Source organism: Jiulongibacter sp. NS-SX5 (assembly GCF_052828545.1).
In genome coordinates, this window is record NZ_CM128248.1 from 3,962,690 (window position 1) to 3,979,186 (window position 16,497).

General features: G+C 40.3%; 12 protein-coding genes. 7 read left to right on the forward strand and 5 right to left on the reverse strand.

Features of this window, described 5'->3' with window-relative positions; translation table 11 throughout:
• Positions 1–62: 62 nt before the first annotated feature.
• Both ACUXV0_RS17285 and ACUXV0_RS17290 read left to right on the forward strand, forming a co-directional pair.
• A complete protein-coding gene (locus ACUXV0_RS17285) occupies positions 63–1,352 on the forward strand; it encodes an O-acetylhomoserine aminocarboxypropyltransferase/cysteine synthase family protein (protein ID WP_446190831.1) in 1,290 nt (429 codons plus the stop codon).
• Positions 1,353–1,398: 46 nt separating this feature from the next.
• A complete protein-coding gene (locus ACUXV0_RS17290; protein WP_446190832.1) occupies positions 1,399–2,427 on the forward strand; it encodes a homoserine O-acetyltransferase family protein in 1,029 nt (342 codons plus the stop codon).
• On the opposite strand, the gene ACUXV0_RS17295 is transcribed toward ACUXV0_RS17290, so the two are convergent.
• Entirely contained in the window at positions 2,411–2,782 is a 372-nt protein-coding gene (locus tag ACUXV0_RS17295) for a group III truncated hemoglobin (protein ID WP_446190833.1), read from the reverse strand. The genes ACUXV0_RS17290 and ACUXV0_RS17295 overlap by 17 nt on opposite strands.
• Before the next feature lie 60 nt (positions 2,783–2,842).
• On the opposite strand from ACUXV0_RS17295, the gene ACUXV0_RS17300 reads away from it, so the two are divergent.
• Positions 2,843–4,126, forward strand: coding sequence for a GWxTD domain-containing protein (locus tag ACUXV0_RS17300; RefSeq protein WP_446190834.1), 1,284 nt, complete (start codon positions 2,843–2,845; stop codon positions 4,124–4,126).
• Positions 4,099–4,896: a 23S rRNA (guanosine(2251)-2'-O)-methyltransferase RlmB gene (gene rlmB / locus ACUXV0_RS17305; protein WP_446190835.1), complete on the forward strand. Its 798-nt coding sequence runs from the start codon at positions 4,099–4,101 to the stop codon at positions 4,894–4,896. The genes ACUXV0_RS17300 and rlmB overlap by 28 nt, the downstream gene beginning before the upstream one ends.
• Here rlmB and ACUXV0_RS17310 read toward each other — a convergent pair.
• Together ACUXV0_RS17310 and rfbC are read right to left on the reverse strand one after the other, a co-directional pair.
• Entirely contained in the window at positions 4,893–6,578 is a 1,686-nt protein-coding gene (locus ACUXV0_RS17310) for a pseudouridine synthase (protein ID WP_446190836.1), read from the reverse strand. The genes rlmB and ACUXV0_RS17310 overlap by 4 nt on opposite strands.
• A 14-nt stretch (positions 6,579–6,592) precedes the next feature.
• Entirely contained in the window at positions 6,593–7,126 is a 534-nt protein-coding gene (gene rfbC / locus ACUXV0_RS17315) for a dTDP-4-dehydrorhamnose 3,5-epimerase (RefSeq protein ID WP_446190837.1), read from the reverse strand.
• Positions 7,127–7,232: 106 nt separating this feature from the next.
• Here rfbC and pyrF point away from each other — a divergent pair, with 106 nt between their 5' ends.
• Both pyrF and ACUXV0_RS17325 read left to right on the forward strand, forming a co-directional pair.
• Entirely contained in the window at positions 7,233–8,057 is an 825-nt protein-coding gene (gene pyrF / locus ACUXV0_RS17320) for an orotidine-5'-phosphate decarboxylase (protein ID WP_446190838.1), read from the forward strand.
• A 49-nt stretch (positions 8,058–8,106) separates the two neighbouring features.
• Entirely contained in the window at positions 8,107–9,375 is a 1,269-nt protein-coding gene (locus ACUXV0_RS17325; protein WP_446190839.1) for a DUF2851 family protein, read from the forward strand.
• On the opposite strand, the gene ACUXV0_RS17330 is transcribed toward ACUXV0_RS17325, so the two are convergent.
• Both ACUXV0_RS17330 and ACUXV0_RS17335 read right to left on the reverse strand, forming a co-directional pair.
• Positions 9,359–10,819: a CCA tRNA nucleotidyltransferase gene (locus tag ACUXV0_RS17330; protein WP_446190840.1), complete on the reverse strand. Its 1,461-nt coding sequence runs from the start codon at positions 10,817–10,819 to the stop codon at positions 9,359–9,361. The two genes, ACUXV0_RS17325 and ACUXV0_RS17330, sit on opposite strands and share 17 nt — an antisense overlap.
• A 51-nt stretch (positions 10,820–10,870) precedes the next feature.
• Positions 10,871–14,050 carry a UvrD-helicase domain-containing protein gene (locus tag ACUXV0_RS17335; protein ID WP_446190841.1) on the reverse strand — a complete coding sequence of 1,060 codons (3,180 nt, stop codon included), beginning with the start codon at positions 14,048–14,050 and terminating at the stop codon, positions 10,871–10,873.
• A 157-nt stretch (positions 14,051–14,207) separates the two neighbouring features.
• Here ACUXV0_RS17335 and ACUXV0_RS17340 point away from each other — a divergent pair, with 157 nt between their 5' ends.
• Positions 14,208–16,490, forward strand: a complete 2,283-nt coding sequence (locus ACUXV0_RS17340) for a TonB-dependent receptor (protein ID WP_446190842.1) — start codon at positions 14,208–14,210, stop codon at positions 16,488–16,490.
• Positions 16,491–16,497 lie beyond the last annotated feature (7 nt).

The window sequence follows — 16,497 nt, forward strand, 5'->3', positions numbered from 1 at the left end:
TAAGGGAAGGAATCAGCTGGAGTCAGTTGAGGATTTGTTAGACCAAAAATTAAAAGAGTACAATGCCAGAACTAAAATTTGAAACCCTTCAATTACATGCAGGGCAAGAGGTAGACCCTACCACCAATTCAAGAGCGGTGCCTATTTATCAGACAACTGCTTACCAATTTAATGATTCTGAACATGGAGCAAACCTTTTTGCTCTGAAAGAGTTCGGGAATATTTACACCCGAATTATGAATCCTACGAATGATGTTTTTGAGAAAAGAATTGCTGCTTTGGAAGGTGGCGTGGCCGCATTGGCTACCGCTTCTGGTCATTCAGCCCAATTCCTGGCCATCAATAACATCACTACTGTAGGTGATAATTTTGTGACCAGTTCATTTTTATATGGAGGTTCTTTCAATCAGTTTAAGAACTCCTTTAAGAATATTGGTGTAGAAGCCCGATTTGCAAATGGTAATGATATCGACAGTTTTGAGGCTTTGATTGATGATAAAACCAAGCTTTTATATGTAGAGACTATTGGTAATCCCGGACTTACAACTCCTGATTTTGAAGGTCTTTCAGCTCTGGCAAAAAAGTATGATTTGCCATTATTTGTTGATAATACTTTTGGAGCTGGTGGGTCAATTTGCCAACCGATAAAACATGGTGCCAATGTGGTGGTTGAGTCTGCTACCAAATGGATCGGCGGGCATGGTACTTCAATGGGCGGTGTTATCGTAGATGCAGGAACCTTCAACTGGGGTAATGGTAAATATCCTCAGTTTACAGAACCATCTGCCAGCTATAACGGATTGGTCTTAAATGATGTATTTGGAGTAGGAGGGCCTTTTGGCAATATCCAGTTTATTATCAGATGTAGAGTAGAAGGTTTGAGAGATTGGGGTCCTGCTCAGTCGCCGTTTAATTCCTTCTTACTCCTTCAAGGTCTAGAGACATTATCTTTGAGAGTAGAGAGAACCTGTGAAAATGCTTTGGCTTTAGCTAAATGGTTGGAAGCTCATCCAGAGGTAGAATCCGTGAGTTACCCGGGATTAGAGAATCACCCTACACATGATCTGGCTAAGAAGTATCTTAATAGAGGCTTTGGTGGGGTATTATCTTTCAATCTGAAAGGAGACAGAGCCAGAGCTGAGAAGTTTGTGAACTCTTTAGAACTGATCTCGCACCTGGCTAATGTTGGCGATGCCAAAACATTAATCATTCACCCGGCCAGTACTACCCATTCTCAATTAAATGAGGAGGAGCAGAGAGCTGCAGGTGTGGAGCCAAATCAATTAAGAATTTCAACGGGTATTGAGCACATTGAAGATATCAAGGCTGATATCACAAAAGCTTTAGGTTAAGATTTAGATATAGCGGGCTTCTGCTTTAGAAGCCCGCCTGTTTTTTATGGTTGAGTACAAAGAATATCATCACAGAATACCTCTCAAATTAGAGAATGGGGAGTTTTTGCCGGAAGTAAAGCTGGCTTATACCACCTATGGGAAACTCAATGATGACAAAAGCAACGTCGTTTGGGTCTGTCATGCGTTCACAGGGAATGCAAATCCATCTGATTGGTGGAATGGTCTCATTGGCGAAAGAAGACTCTATAACCCGGATGAGCATTTTATCATTTGTATGAATGTGCCTGGTTCTCATTATGGCAGTACTAATCCTCTGAGTCAAAATCCTGAGACAGGAGAGCCTTATTTTCATCGCTTTCCTATGCTGACCATCAGGGATGTAGTTCAATGTATTGAGCTTTTGAGAGAGCATTTGGGGATTGAGAAAATTCATACACTTCTTGGAGGTTCATTAGGGGGGCAGCAGGCTCTTGAATGGGCTATTGCAAAGCCAGAGCTGCATGAAAATCTGATTCTTTTCTCAACAAACGCTATTCATTCTCCATGGGGAATAGCCTTTAACGAGAGTCAAAGAATGGCTATTCAGAATGATCCAACCTGGCCGGAGAATAACCCCAAGGCCGGTATGGAAGGATTGAAAGTGGCTCGTGCAATTGCTCTTTTGAGCTATAGAAATTACCAGACTTATAATCGTACGCAGTCAAGAGATGAAGGTCAAATAGATTTTTTTAGAGCCAATACCTACCAAAACTATCAGGGAGAAAAAATCCAGAAACGATTTAATGCTTTCTCTTATTGGGTACTAAGCAAAATGTTTGACTCGCATGATGTGGGTAGAGAAAGAGGAGGCCTACAGGAAGCCCTTGCTTCAATAAAAGCTAAGACATTAGTCATAGGTATTAGCTCTGATATGTTATTTCCTCCCAAGGAACAGGAGGCGATTGCTAACTTGATTCCCGGAGCTCATTTTGTGGAGATAGATTCAGACTACGGTCATGATGGTTTCTTGATTGAGTTTGAAGTGATGACCAAAGCCATTAAAGAATGGCAAACAGTTACTGCTTTGGGTTAAGCTTGGCATTCATGATTTGACCAAGTTCCAGAGCTTTGTCTTTGACAAAGATTGCCCTGGGGCCTTTAAATAGCTCATCTGTAGCTCTGAACCAATGTGCCAGCCAATGCTCAAAAAGCTCAGTGGTGATTGGGTGCGTCATATTCTTTTCAATATGAGCCCACATGAGCCCACCTTTATAAGAGCCCGTTTGAAATAACCAGTTTTCCCAGAAATTATAGGTTCTTTCCAGATGTCGATCAAATTGCTCTTTTGGCATCACGAAAACCGGAGCCATCAACGGATCGGCGTGAACGTAGCCGTAAAAAGTATTCACCAGTTTTTTGACGTCATCTCGGTTTTCCAGATCTCTCATAAAATAAAATGCACCAGAAAGTCAATTTTGGGGTTATTACTTATATTTGACAGTAACACTATGAATTACCTCAAACTACTTTCTGTTTTTCTCGGCGTTGTTTTTTTGTCCTCATGTAAGGTTCAAAACAAAACTACAGTAAATTCTAATGCCCTAGCCAGCAGGAAGGAGGTAAAAAAAGAAATGAATCCTTACATCTCTGCAATGAAAGTAGAGTACATCCTTAAAGATTCTACCAGAATTGGCGTTTTCCTGAACGCAACTATAGAGAATCTGGAGTCCAATAAAATTACCAGTATAGAGGATTTTGAGGAGCGTTTCAGAGTAAACTGGACTCTACAGACGGTCATGGGTATTAAAGAGAAATACGAGTCAGGTAGAATTGAGCTGGATAAAGAAGAGGCCCTTCTGGATGGTAAAGAATTGGGCTTGTCTTTTGAGATTCCTCGACTTAGAGAGGTGAATGATGCCAGTCTTTCCATGGAGTTTATTGACGTAAGTGCCTCAAGAAAGTTTACAAACGAAAGCTATGTCGATTTTAACGCCGCCAGACCAAACCGACGGTTTGGAATGTATCTGGATGGTGCTGAAACTCCGTTTTTTAACTCTTATGTAAGTGCCGGGCAGAAAGTTGTATTCAAGTCAATGGATAATTTGAGTCATCCTTTGGTATTGAAAAGATATAGCTTAGAAACACCAGCTGCTTTATCTCCGATGAGTACTACAAAGAGGAATGAAACTCTCAGCTTTAAGGAAGAAGAAACGATCAAGTTTAATTCGGGAGAGGAGTTAGTTCTGAATACTGAAGGAAGCTATGTGCTTTTTGATGACGATTCTTTGGTGAATGGGTACGGATTTCTGGTAGTGGACGAACGTTACCCGAGACTTACCGAGTCCGATGAACTCACAGGGCCTTTGGTTTACATGAGTACTAATGATGAAATAAGCAGTCTCAAAGCGGCACAGGACTTTAAAGATGCTCTAGATCTTTATTTTCTGAATATGACTTCGGGAAACCAGTCTTTGGCTAAGCAAATCATCAAATCATACTACAGACGTGTAAAACGAGCTAACGAACTTTTTACAACATATAAAGAGGGTTGGAAGACCGATAAAGGAATGATTTTCCTAATTTTGGGGCCGCCTACCAGAATTCAAAGAAATGGTATGCGTGAGGTTTGGCTGTATTCACAAAGTGCCAATTTCTCGGAGATCATTTTTACATTTTATCGAAAACCAAATCAATTTAGCGAAGACCATTACGAGCTGGTTCGGTACCCCGAATACGGAGCCTATTGGTATCCTTTTGTAGAAGCATGGAGAACAGGAAGCATCATGGAGTAAGAGGCCAAGGCCCGAAAAGGAAATTCCATAAACCAGCCCCAAAGGCCAATCCCGAAGATTACGTTTTTGGTAACCAGTCTGTACTGGAATTACTGCGTTCTGAAAAAGACGTGGAGAAGGTATTGGTTCACAAGGACTCAAATCATGAAGAAATAGAAACACTGGCGAGAAAGCGTAAGGTTTTTATTCAGCGTGTACCTTCAGAAAGACTAAACAGAATCACCGGCAAAAATCATCAAGGTGTTATCGCTTTCGTTTCTGCTGTGAATTATGCAATGCTGAGTAATGTGGTGGCAGATGCTTTTGAAAAGGGAAAAACTCCTTTGATCTTAATTCTAGACAGAATCACTGACGTGAGAAACTTCGGTGCCATTTCCCGAACTGCAGAAGCTTGCGGTGCAGATGCAATTGTGATTCCTACCAGAGGTGCAGCTCAGATTAATTCAGACGCTATGAAAACCTCTTCAGGAGCCCTTTCTTTTATTCCGGTTTGTAAAGAAAATGATCTTACTGTAGCCGTAGATGGGCTTCAGAATAGTGGTTTTAGAGTGATAGGATGTACTGAGAAAACCTCTGACATCTACTCAAATCATGATCTTACCGGGCCTATAGCCATTGTGATGGGTTCTGAAGAAGATGGTATTTCTGATAGCCTGATTAGAAAATGTGATATGCTCGGGCAAATGCCAATGTTAGGTCAGGTAGGCTCTTTGAATGTCTCTGTGGCAGCAGGTGTGATGCTGTATGAGGTCATTAGACAGCGTGGTTAAAACTTTGCCTCTGCAAAGAAAGAAATCTTCTTTTGGGTAGTCGGGTGAGTTACCGTCAATGATTCTGCATGCAGGCACAATCTCTCACTTTTCAAACCATATAAATCATCTCCAATAATGGGTGCGTTTAGCCCATCGATATGTGAGGCATGTACTCTCAATTGATGTGTTCTACCTGTAATCGGGAAAAAATGAACTCTAGTCTTGCCCTTTTTTCTTTCAATAACCTTGTATTTGGTTTTAGCTGGTTTGCCGTGCTCGTAACAAACCAACTGATTGGGCCGATTGTCCAGATCTACTCTTAATGGCAAATTGATAAAGCCCTCATTTTCTTTTATTTCCCTATCCAAAAGAGCCACATATCTTTTAGAGACAGTTCGTTCTGTAAACTGTCGCTGAAGATTTACATAGTTTTCATGATTTTTAGCAATCAGAATAAGACCAGATGTACTTTGGTCTAATCTGTGCACCAAAAATGCCTCCGGGAATTTTTCTCGAATTCGGGTTTGAACGGAATCTTTCACATACCTGCCAGGTACCGATAAGAATTCATGTGGCTTGTTAACGACAATGATATCCTGATCATCAAAAACAATTTCTAGCTCTTTCCCCTCAGCCGAATTGTGCTTCATAGGATTTTCATCCACATCTAAGCCTTGCAGCATAAAACCAAGTATTGGCCCACATTTGGTATTACATGCCGGATAATAGAATCCATGTTTTTTGATCTCAGACTTCGGTGATGCTCCCCACCAAAATTCAGCTAAAGCCACGGGTTCTAATTTGTGATGGTAGGCAAACTGCAGCAGTTTGGGAGCAGCACACTCACCTGCTCCTGCAGGTGGTGCTATCTGAAGTTCTTTGGTGAAAATATCGAGTAAACTTTTGTCTTTTTGCTCAGCATTCAGGAATCTGTAATTATCAAAAAGCTTTTGCTGTAAGGCATTGGAACGTTGTTTTCTTTCCTCTTTATACGACTCCAGCTTATTCTGGAAAGGTCTTAGCTCCGCTTGAACTTGCTCAATTTTCTCCTCCCATTTTGAAATCAGTGTGTCAAGTTGCTGTTTCTGAAGATAACTCTCTCTGGCATTTTGCTTAAAAACTTCTTCTTGTTCAGGAGGACTAAGCTTTGAAAGAGCATCCTTTTTACGCTCTTTACGCAGTTTCTTAGATTTTTTTATTTCTGTTTTAAGAGAGGTTAACTGTTCGGTGTACTCGGCTTTCAGTGCTTTAAAGTTTTGAAAGAGAGAGTTATAGTTTTCATCATTTTCGAGGGTCTCAATAGCGTAGTTTAAGGCACTGATATTTTTTTCTTCCTCTCTGTAGAAGCCTCCCTGTTTGAAAACATCAAAAACCGGAGGGACAAAATAGGGTTCCTGTTCACCTTGATCTAATTTTCCGCTGTATGCTGCTAAGTAGCCTAGTTTGTGGTCATTAGTTTTCACCACTAACACGCCAAACATTTTTCCGATGATAAGACCCTTTTGGCCTTCCTTCAAGCCAAAGTTATGATTGCCCTTATATGCTGTCTTTAAGTATTCCTGTACGGCATTTGCAGCAGCTTTACTCAATATATGAGGCTGATAACTAAAGGGATACGTAAACTTTTTAGGAAGCTCTATTTGAGAAATACCTTCTGTGAAGAAGTGCAATTCTTCAGGGTAAGTAGAGCGTTCTGACATGATACTTTTTGAACTTAAAAAACGAGGTCCTTCAATTGGGGTAGAATCTGATCCTTTTCAGATACCAACGGGTTTTCGATGCCCCAGTCGATATTCAATTCCGGGTCATTCCAGACAACTCCAGTTTCTGAGGCCTTATTATAGGTATTAGTGCATTTGTATGAGAAAATGGCATCTTCTAGGGTTACAAAACCATGTAGAAACCCTGGCGGAACGTAAAACATATTGTGCTGTTCCGTGTCTAGAATGACAGATTCCCATTTGCCGTAGGTAGGGGAGCCTTTTCTAACATCTACGGCCACATCCAATACTTTTCCCTTGATAACACGCACAAGTTTTCCCTGAGCAAAGGGCTCACGCTGCATGTGTAAACCTCTCAAAACACCTGCAGTTGAGTATGACTGATTGTCTTGAACAAAATGTTCGTCAATGCCATTGGCTTTGAAAAGTTCGTATTGATAAGACTCAAAAAAATAACCTCTTGGGTCAGGAAAAACTTTTGGTTTAATTTCTACTAATCCTTCTATAGAGGTTTTGATAAATTCCATGCAAAATGGGTTTTGATATTTGCGGCAAAAATAGGGAGTATTTCAATGGTAGAAAAATGGCTTTTAGGCAGGAAAGCTGCTAATTTGCGGCAAATTAGACAAGACTATGACTTCAAAAGAACTATTCGCTGAAATACAACAAAAGAAATCATTTCTATGCGTGGGCTTAGATACTGATATACAGCGAATACCAGATTTTTTGAAGAAGGAGTCTGACCCGGTCTTTGAGTTTAACAAAAGGATCATAGACGCTACAAAAGATTTTGCGGTAGCCTACAAGCCAAATATTGCTTTTTATGAAGCTCAAGGACCGAAAGGATGGGAAAGCCTTCAAAAAACTTTGGAGTATATCCCGAAAAATATCTTTACGATTGCCGATGCTAAACGTGGAGACATCGGTAATACCTCAAAACTGTATGCACGGGCCTTTTTTGATCAGGAAGCTTCAGGGATGTCTTTTGATTCTGTAACAGTGGCTCCTTATATGGGAGAAGATTCTGTAAGCCCTTTTCTTGAGTTTGAGGGTAAATGGGTGATTTTATTGGCCTTAACATCAAACAAAGGTTCTTCTGATTTTCAGCAGTTAGATCTTGCCTCTGAGAAAGTTTTCGAAAGAGTTTTGAAAACTTCAAAAGGTTGGGGAAATGCCGATAATTTGATGTACGTGGTAGGAGCTACCAAAGCAGAAGCTCTTCAGGAGATTAGAAAAATTATTCCGGATCATTTCTTATTGGTACCTGGAGTAGGGGCTCAGGGAGGTAGTCTTGAAGAAGTTGCCAAAAACGGAATGAACAGTCAGTGTGGTTTATTGGTCAATAGCTCAAGAGGGATTATCTACGCCTCAAGTGGTGAAGACTTTGCTGAAAGGGCTGCCGAGGAAGCTCAGAAATTGCAGAAGCAAATGGCTCACTTGCTGGATGAATATCTATAGAAATTGTTAATCTTCTTATCTTGGTTGTCAATTCACACAGTATTGACCTATGAGAGAAGAGTTTTTGCACTACGTTTGGCAATTTCAAAAATTTGACAAAAAACGGCTCCAGACACATTCTGAAGAGACTCTTCATATCCTAAAAAATGGATTTTTAAACTCTGATTCGGGGCCAGATTTTCTGGATGCTCGCCTTAAAATTGGTCAGATCGAGTGGGAAGGGCAAGTAGAGATTCATATTAAATCTTCTGATTGGTACAGGCATCAACATCATTCTGATGCGGCTTATCAAAATGTCATTTTACATGTAGTTTGGGAACATGATCAGGATGTGAAGACTACAGATGGTAAGGTGATTCCAACTTTGGTTCTTGACGATAAAGTACCGAAAGAGCTAATTGAGAATTATCAAAAGTTACATAAGTCCATTGGCAAAATTCCATGTGAACCGCAGTTTACTCAGGTCAGCGAAATCAAGAAAATGATGATGCTGGAACGTACGCTGATGCGAAGGCTTCAGAGGAAAGCGGAGATAGTTCTGGACAGATTAGAAGAAAACAAAGGCGACTGGCAAGAAACGGCTTATCAAACCTTGATGGTCAACTTTGGCTTCAAATTAAATGCTGATGCTTTTGGGCAACTTGCTAAGATTCTTCCATTTAAGTTGCTCAGAAAATACAGGAAATTGTCAGTACAGTTAGAGGCTCTTTTGTTTGGGATGGCAGGTTTTTTAGAGGACTCAGATAACGAATACCAACAAAAACTTTTCAATGAGTTTAAATTTCTATCAGTTAAACACGGCCTGTCTGAACAAAAAATGGAAAGGGTACAATGGAAATTTATGCGAACCCGACTTGGGAACTTTCCAAGCGTACGATTGAGTCAACTTGCGAGCCTTTTTTCAAACAAGGATGCATTGTTTGATACTTTTTTGAATACTTCTCCAATAGACCTTTTGAAGTTCTTTCAGATGCCCCCTTCAGAATACTGGCGGAGCCATTATGATTTTGGTAAAGAATCAAAGGTAAAGCTAAAAGGAATAGGGAAGTCCTCGGTAGAGAATATATTGGTGAATACAGTGGTGCCCATTTTGGTGGCCTATGGGCTGTATATTGATGATCAAAGCTATACTGAAAGATCCATTGAGATTTTAGACTCTATTAAAGCGGAACGTAATAGAATCACTAAATCATGGGAGGATTTAGGGATGAACATCACAAAAATGAGTGACAGTCAGGGGGTAATAGAACTCAATAACGAATTCTGCTTGAAAAGAAGGTGTCTACAGTGTGAAGTTGGTGTTAGTCTTCTGTCTTAGCCTCAGGAAGTACTAACTCTTCCAGGGTTTTAACCACCTGAAATCCCATTTCTTCACCTTTAGCCTTGATAAAAGCATAACCATCTTCGAGTGTATTGGCCACATCTCCGTCAATTACCGCTTCTCTGATGGCAGATTTGATCAGCCCCACTTCTTTAGAAGGTGACAGGTCAAATACTTGCATAATTATTTCACCAGTGATAACCGGTTGGAAATTGCGAAGCTTGTCTTTTTGCTCCAATTCTATGAGTAACTGTTCTACTTTATCGAAATTCTTAAGGTATTTTCTGACACGATTAGGGTCTTTGCTGGTAATGTCTGCTCGGCAGAGCATTAACAATTTTTCAATATCATCACCAGCTTCTACCAATACCCTTCTGAGTGCCGAGTCTGTAACACCTTCTTTAGCCAAGGCAATAGGTCTCAAATGAAGCCTCACCAAATTCTTTACTGTCCTCATTTTGTGATCAAGAGGCAGCTTCATTTTTCTGAATATACTCTTCACCCAGCGACTGCCTATTTCTTCATGACCATGAAAAGTCCAGCCGGCTTTTTTGTGAAAACGTTTGGTGGCAGGCTTGGCGATATCATGCAATATTGCAGCCCACCTAACCCACAGATCATCAGAGTATTTGGTGATATTATCTAATACCTGTAGTGTATGGTAAAAATTATCTTTATGTCCTTTACCCTCTATGTATTCTACTCCTTTTAGCTTAACCAAATCCGGAAAAATGATTTCCAAAAGGCCGGTTTGATCCAGCAGTTTGAAACCATATGAAGGCGTAGGAGCCAGAATTATTTTGTTTAGCTCATCGGTTATACGCTCCTGGGATACAATAGTGATTCTGTCTTTCATATCGGCTATGGCCTGAAATGTGACAGGGTCAATATCAAAGTTTAATTGCGTAGCAAAACGGATAGCCCGCATCATTCTCAAAGGATCATCTGAGAAGGTGATGCCTGGCTCCAGGGGTGTTTTAATGAGTTTGCTTTGCAAATGCTTTTGTCCGTCAAAGGGGTCAAGCAATACCCCGAAATGCTGACTGTTTAAACAAAGTCCCATAGCGTTTATGGTGAAATCACGACGGTTTTGGTCGTCCTCCAGAGTGCCATCTTCCACTACAGGCTTTCTACTTTCTTTTCGGTATGATTCCTTGCGAGCCCCTACAAACTCTAGTTCGTAATCAGTGTGAGGGATTTGGGCTGTACCGAAGTTTCGGTAAACATTTACCCTGGTTTTATCTCCCAGCTTTTCAGCCACTTTTTGAGCAAGGTCAATTCCGGAGCCGATGCAAACAACATCTATATCCTTATTTGGTCTTTCGAGCATTAAATCTCTGACATAACCACCGATGACATAGGCTTCAAGACCAAGTTCATCTGCCGCTTGACCTATGGTGCCGAATATGGGATGTTGCTGAAGATGTTTTTTAAAATCCACCAGATGGGAGCTTTGACTTACATTCATAAAAGGGATGCAAAATTAGTCAATTTAGAAACGAACAGGAATAACTTCTGTAGGATTCAGGTAAACCAAAAGCATTTCTATGTCTTCATAACCCATTTCTCTGTAGAGTTCACCATATTTTTTGATTTGATAGAGATGTGATTTTCTTTTTTGACCAGTCTTATAATCTAAAATGGTTACTTTTTCTCCCTCATAAACCACTCGGTCTGGTCTGCTGAAATCTTCATTTTTAACCAAGATGTCTCTTTCGTTTTCCACTTGAATATTCCCTTCAAACAGGTGCTTCAATCGCTCGTCATTGAGTAGATTCAAGGCATCGCTTTTGAGTTCTGCTTTTTCTGATTCTTTGATTAATCCACTAAACTGTAACTGACGTAAGGCCTGATCTAAATCTTCAGCCATTTTGATCTCAGAGAAAAGTGTATGAATCAAATTACCTCGGTCTCTTTGATTCTGTTCATTGAAGAGTTTTTCGGTAGATGACTTGATCTTGAGGTTTCCGAGGTTTTCTCGACTATTGATTTCTTTGACCAGAATAGTGCTTTCAGAACTATCTTTCTGTTTGATGACTTGGTTATTAGAGCCTTGGTATACTATGGTTCTCTTAACCTCATCAGAATTGTCTTCCGGTAAATATGATGTGAGATATTGACCCACAGTATTATTTTTTGTGCCGTGACTGAGAACGTATAAACGATCAACCGGTCTGGTAAAAGCTACATACAGGACATTGAGAGCTTCCAGTTTTACAAAGTCCTTTTCATTTTGAATCTGGGGGCCAATCGGCGTAACATCCAAGTCCTTTTTACTTCCGGTTTGACCTGCCAGCAGTCGGCCTTCGGTGGTTTCAAGTTCAGGCCAGTCTATATCTTCCAGGTTCACCCATACTTTATTGGTGCTTATCATATTGGTAGACCAATTACAATACGGGACTATGACCACAGGATATTCTAGTCCTTTAGATTTATGTATGGTGGTCACTGTTATGGCATCTTCTTTTTTGATGCTCACAGAGGCATTTTTGCCATTCTGATCCCAATAATGTAGAAAATCGTTCAGGCTATTTCCTTTTTGTTTTACCTGGGTCTGAATAAGATCAAAAAGGGCAAATAAATATGGCAGCGAGGCATGATCTTCAAACAGGCCGAGTTTGCTTGCCAACGATTCGGCCAATTGATAAATGCCGAAGGCACTCATCAAATGTAAATCCACCTCGTGACCCTTAGAATTTAAGAATTGCCATAGCGTCTGATCAGGCAGTTTGATAGGAAACGGCTCTTTTTTATACCTGAAATACTGGACGAATGCTTCATTGGTATAAGCCTCATCATTATAAGCTTTAAGTAGGCTAATGAGCATAACCACCGATACATTCTTTGACAGTAATAAGGAGTCTGCTGAAATCACGGGATAACCCTTTTTTACCAGATTATTGGCAACCACTGTAGCCTCGTTCTTTTTTCTGCGGGTCAAAACAGCAATGTCTCCAAGAGCATAACCATCAGCAAGTGCCTCCTCAATTTTACCTTCAATTTCCTGCTGATACCAGACTTCAGAATCAACCTCTTTTTCAGTATTAACCACGATTTCTACATGCCCTCCTTTTTGAGTGCCGGCATGTGTTTCTTGTGCGGCATTGGCGAAGGCCTCTGAGATCATTGAGTTATCGTCAGTTGAGGTGATGCGTTCAAAAAAGTCTTTATTAAATGCGATGATTTCCTCTTTGCTTCGATAGTTTTTTGAAAGATTTTCTAAGCTGAGAAAGCTGTTGGTGTAGTCAATACTCTGTTGCTGATGCTCAGAGAGCATAGGATTGGCTTTAAGCTCTTCATTCTTTTTACCCAGCAAATGAAGCATTAGCTCTACTTTACCACCTCTAAAACGATAGATGGACTGCTTAGGGTCTCCTACTACCATATTGAAATAGTCTTTAGAAAGCGAGTTTTCAATCAGGGGAAGGATGTTAAAGTATTGAATATCAGAGGTGTCCTGAAACTCATCGATTAGAATATGGTTATATTTTTCACCTAATCGTTCATAAATGAATGGTACGGGTTCATTGGTGATAACCTGCTGGATTCTGCGGTTAAAATCAGTAATAAAAGCTTGATTATTCTCTTCCAGAACCTTACCTAGCTCTTGATAAACCTCGCCCAATAAAGCAAGATTGTTTAAAGAACGTTTAATCTCTTTGAGAAGAATGTATTTTGGACGTTCCGCCTCAATGAATTCGGTTAGTTGTTGATACCGTTCAATCAGTGCCGGGGCAATCTGATCAATTGCAGCCTGTATTCCTGCAGGCTGAGATTGGGTATACCATTTACCTTCAACTATGGCGGCCTGAACAGACTTATTTTCAGAAGCCACTTTTTCAATTAATTCTGCTTTTTGAGCTTTCAAAAAAACACTAGGGAAACCTGATTTTTTACTGGTAAAGTGGTCAACACTCAAACCGTTATCCTCTATGAATTGCAGTCCCTCGTTTCCTAAATTGACCACAGTATTTTTGGTCTGTGCCAAATAGGCAGATATACTTTTAGAGACCTTTTGGTAGTCTTTGTAGTTTAATCCTTCATTTTTTTGAATCAAATTGAAGTATTGGTCATCAAAAAGATTACCGGCAAAGTCAGCGAGATTCGGTAAGATATTTTGCCAGTTTTTGCCATCATCGGCTTCTTCTTCAGCAAACTTCTGAACCATTTTAGTGATATGGTCAAACTCTGGTAAGCCTATTTTTTCAAAGACTCTCTCGGTGGCTTCTAATAACAAAGGGTCTTTATCTAGTACCACCTCATAATTATAGGGCAGACCTAAGTCTCGTGAAAACGATGTGGCGAGTTGATTGACAAAGCTATCAATGGTTTTGACGTTAAAATCGGCGTAATGCTCAAGGATTTGATCGAAAACAGCCTTGGCTCTTTTCTGAAGCTCTATGATCTCAATACCTCCCAAGTCTTCACGTATTGCCTGCAGCATGGTCTCAGCTTTTCCAGATCTTTCAGATTCGGGTCCGCTGATTTCCTTTAGTGTACTCAAGATACGCTCCTTCATCTCTGCGGCGGCGTCATTGGTAAAGGTAACAGCCAGCACATGCTTGAAATATCTTGGGTCCTCTTCTTTGAGTAATAAAGAGAGATATGTTTTGGCAAGCGTGAATGTTTTGCCGGAGCCAGCAGATGAGCCGTAAATCTTGAAGGTTGACATGGTTTCGTCGATTTGTCGTGGGTACAACATTTATCAAATTGGCCTACTTATGGACAAGAGCTGTTCTAATTGGACCAATGTGGGAATGCAAGGTCGACATTTTATGTTCTTTTCCCTTACAAAGCCGTATTTTTGCGGAAAACTTAACCTTTTAGGAATGAAATTAAAATTCAGCAGCATTCTAGTGCTGTCAGTTTTACCATTTATTGCACTTGCTCAGAGAACATCTACGGTTAGAGGTACCGTAAAAGAAAGTGTTTCTCAAAGCCCGATTGAGAAGATCAATGTTCAGGTTGTCAATTCAAATTTAACAGCCGTGACTGATGCTGAAGGTCAGTTTATAATTACAGATGTGCCTGTAGGTAGGCTGGAGTTGAAAATTACGGGTGTAGGTTATACAGACCAACTGATCAAAGAGCTCTTGCTGGCCTCTAATAAAGAACTGGTGATTGATGTCAACCTGCAAACTGCTATTAGCGACTTAGACGAAGTGATGGTCACAGCTGCAAGTCCCAATTTATCGGGAGCCAAAACCAGTATCCAGACCATTACTGTGGAGCAGGTGATGCGTTTTCCGGCTACATTTTTTGATCCGGCCAGATTGGCGTTTTCTTTCCCTGGCGTAGCCAATACCAATGATCAGGCGAATAATATGAGTATTAGAGGGAATAATCCTCGTGGTTTGCAATGGCGTTTAGAGGGCCTTGAGATTGTAAACCCTAACCATCTGGCTAATGCAGGGACTTTTTCAGATCAGGCTACGGTAAATGGCGGAGGTACCAATATGCTTTCAGCTCAGATGCTCGGAAACATGAACTTTCTTACAGGGGCTTTTCCTGCTGAATACGGTAATGCTTTAAGTGGTGTCATGGACATGCGTCTGCGAAAAGGCAATAATAAGGAATTCGAACATACAGCTCAGGTAGGTCTTATAGGTGTGGATTTGGCCTCTGAAGGGCCACTCAATAGAAAAAAAGGAAGTAGTTACCTTATCAATTATCGATATTCATTTACCGGGCTTTTGGCACTGGGAGGTATGACTTTTGGAGGAGAAGATATTCGTTTTCAAGATTTAGCTGTTAACCTTTCCTTCCCAAATAAAAAGCTGGGTGATTTTACAGTTTTCGGGATGGGTGGAAAAAACTCTAATGAATTTGCTTTTGATGACGAAGAAGGCCTTGGGCCACAGCAGGAGAAGGATTTGTATGCCATCAATTATTACAGCAAGATGGGAGCAGCGGGTGTAACTCATGAGAAGACTTTGAACCCTTCATTACTTTGGAAAAATAATCTTGTCTATTCTGGTTTGAGAAATGAAAGAAATCAGACTGCTGACCCTATTTATGGTGATGTTTTGCCATCGCAATTTGACCTGACAAAGACTTCCAAATTTTCGTTCAGTACTATTTTCAATAGAAGATTTGCCACTTCCAGACTGAAATCAGGAGCTTATGTTACACGAACTGCTGACTCGCTCAATATCTTTAATGGTCTTTCTGCCGGCGAGTTTGATTCTTGGTTAATTCAGCCTTTCATACAGTATTCAGGTCAGATAAATTCAAGCCTAAGTTACGATCTGGGCTTCCACCAGATGAATTATCTATTAACTAAGACTTCTACTTTCGAGCCAAGAGCAGCTTTGAGCCTTGCTCTAGGCTCATCGGCAAGTGTAACGGCATCCTATGGTAGACATTCTCAGCTGTTAGATAACTGGCTATATGCTTCTAATTCTGATCTAAAACCTACACTATCTGACCATTATGTCCTGAATTTTAGTCAAAGGTTAGGAGAAAAGTCTAACATTACTGTTGAGGCTTATTATCTGTCGATTACGAATGATCTTGCATCTCAGACAGATCAGTTTCTTACTGGAATGAATTTGACTGGTTATGTAGATCCTACAAACTTAGTGAATGGGGCCAAAGGGAATAACTATGGTTTGGAGCTGAATTACAGTAGATACTTGGATAATGGTTTCTTTATGCTGGCGAATGCTACATTATATAAGTCAACTTCAATTAATGCAGAAGGAGTGGAGTTTGCATCCAGGTATGATGGAAATTACATTGGTAATTTAACCCTGGGTAAAGAATGGTCTTTGTCTAAAGACAGAGTTTTTGGGTCAAATATCAGGTTGGTATACTTAGGTGGTTTTAATAATTATGAAATTGATGAATCTGCTTCAGCAGCACAGTCAAGAACGGTGTTTGATTATACAGCTCCACTTACAGACGAACTGCCTGATTATTTCAGAACGGATTTAAGAATTTACTTGAAAAGATCGAAGAATAAACTCAATAGAATGTGGTCTATTGATATTCAAAACCTAACAAATCAGGAAAATGTAGCCTTTAGTTACTACGACGCTTTCCAAAATCAATTATTGACTAAATACCAATTAGGTATGATTCCGATGCTGAATTATCGTTGGGAGTTTTAAGGTATTA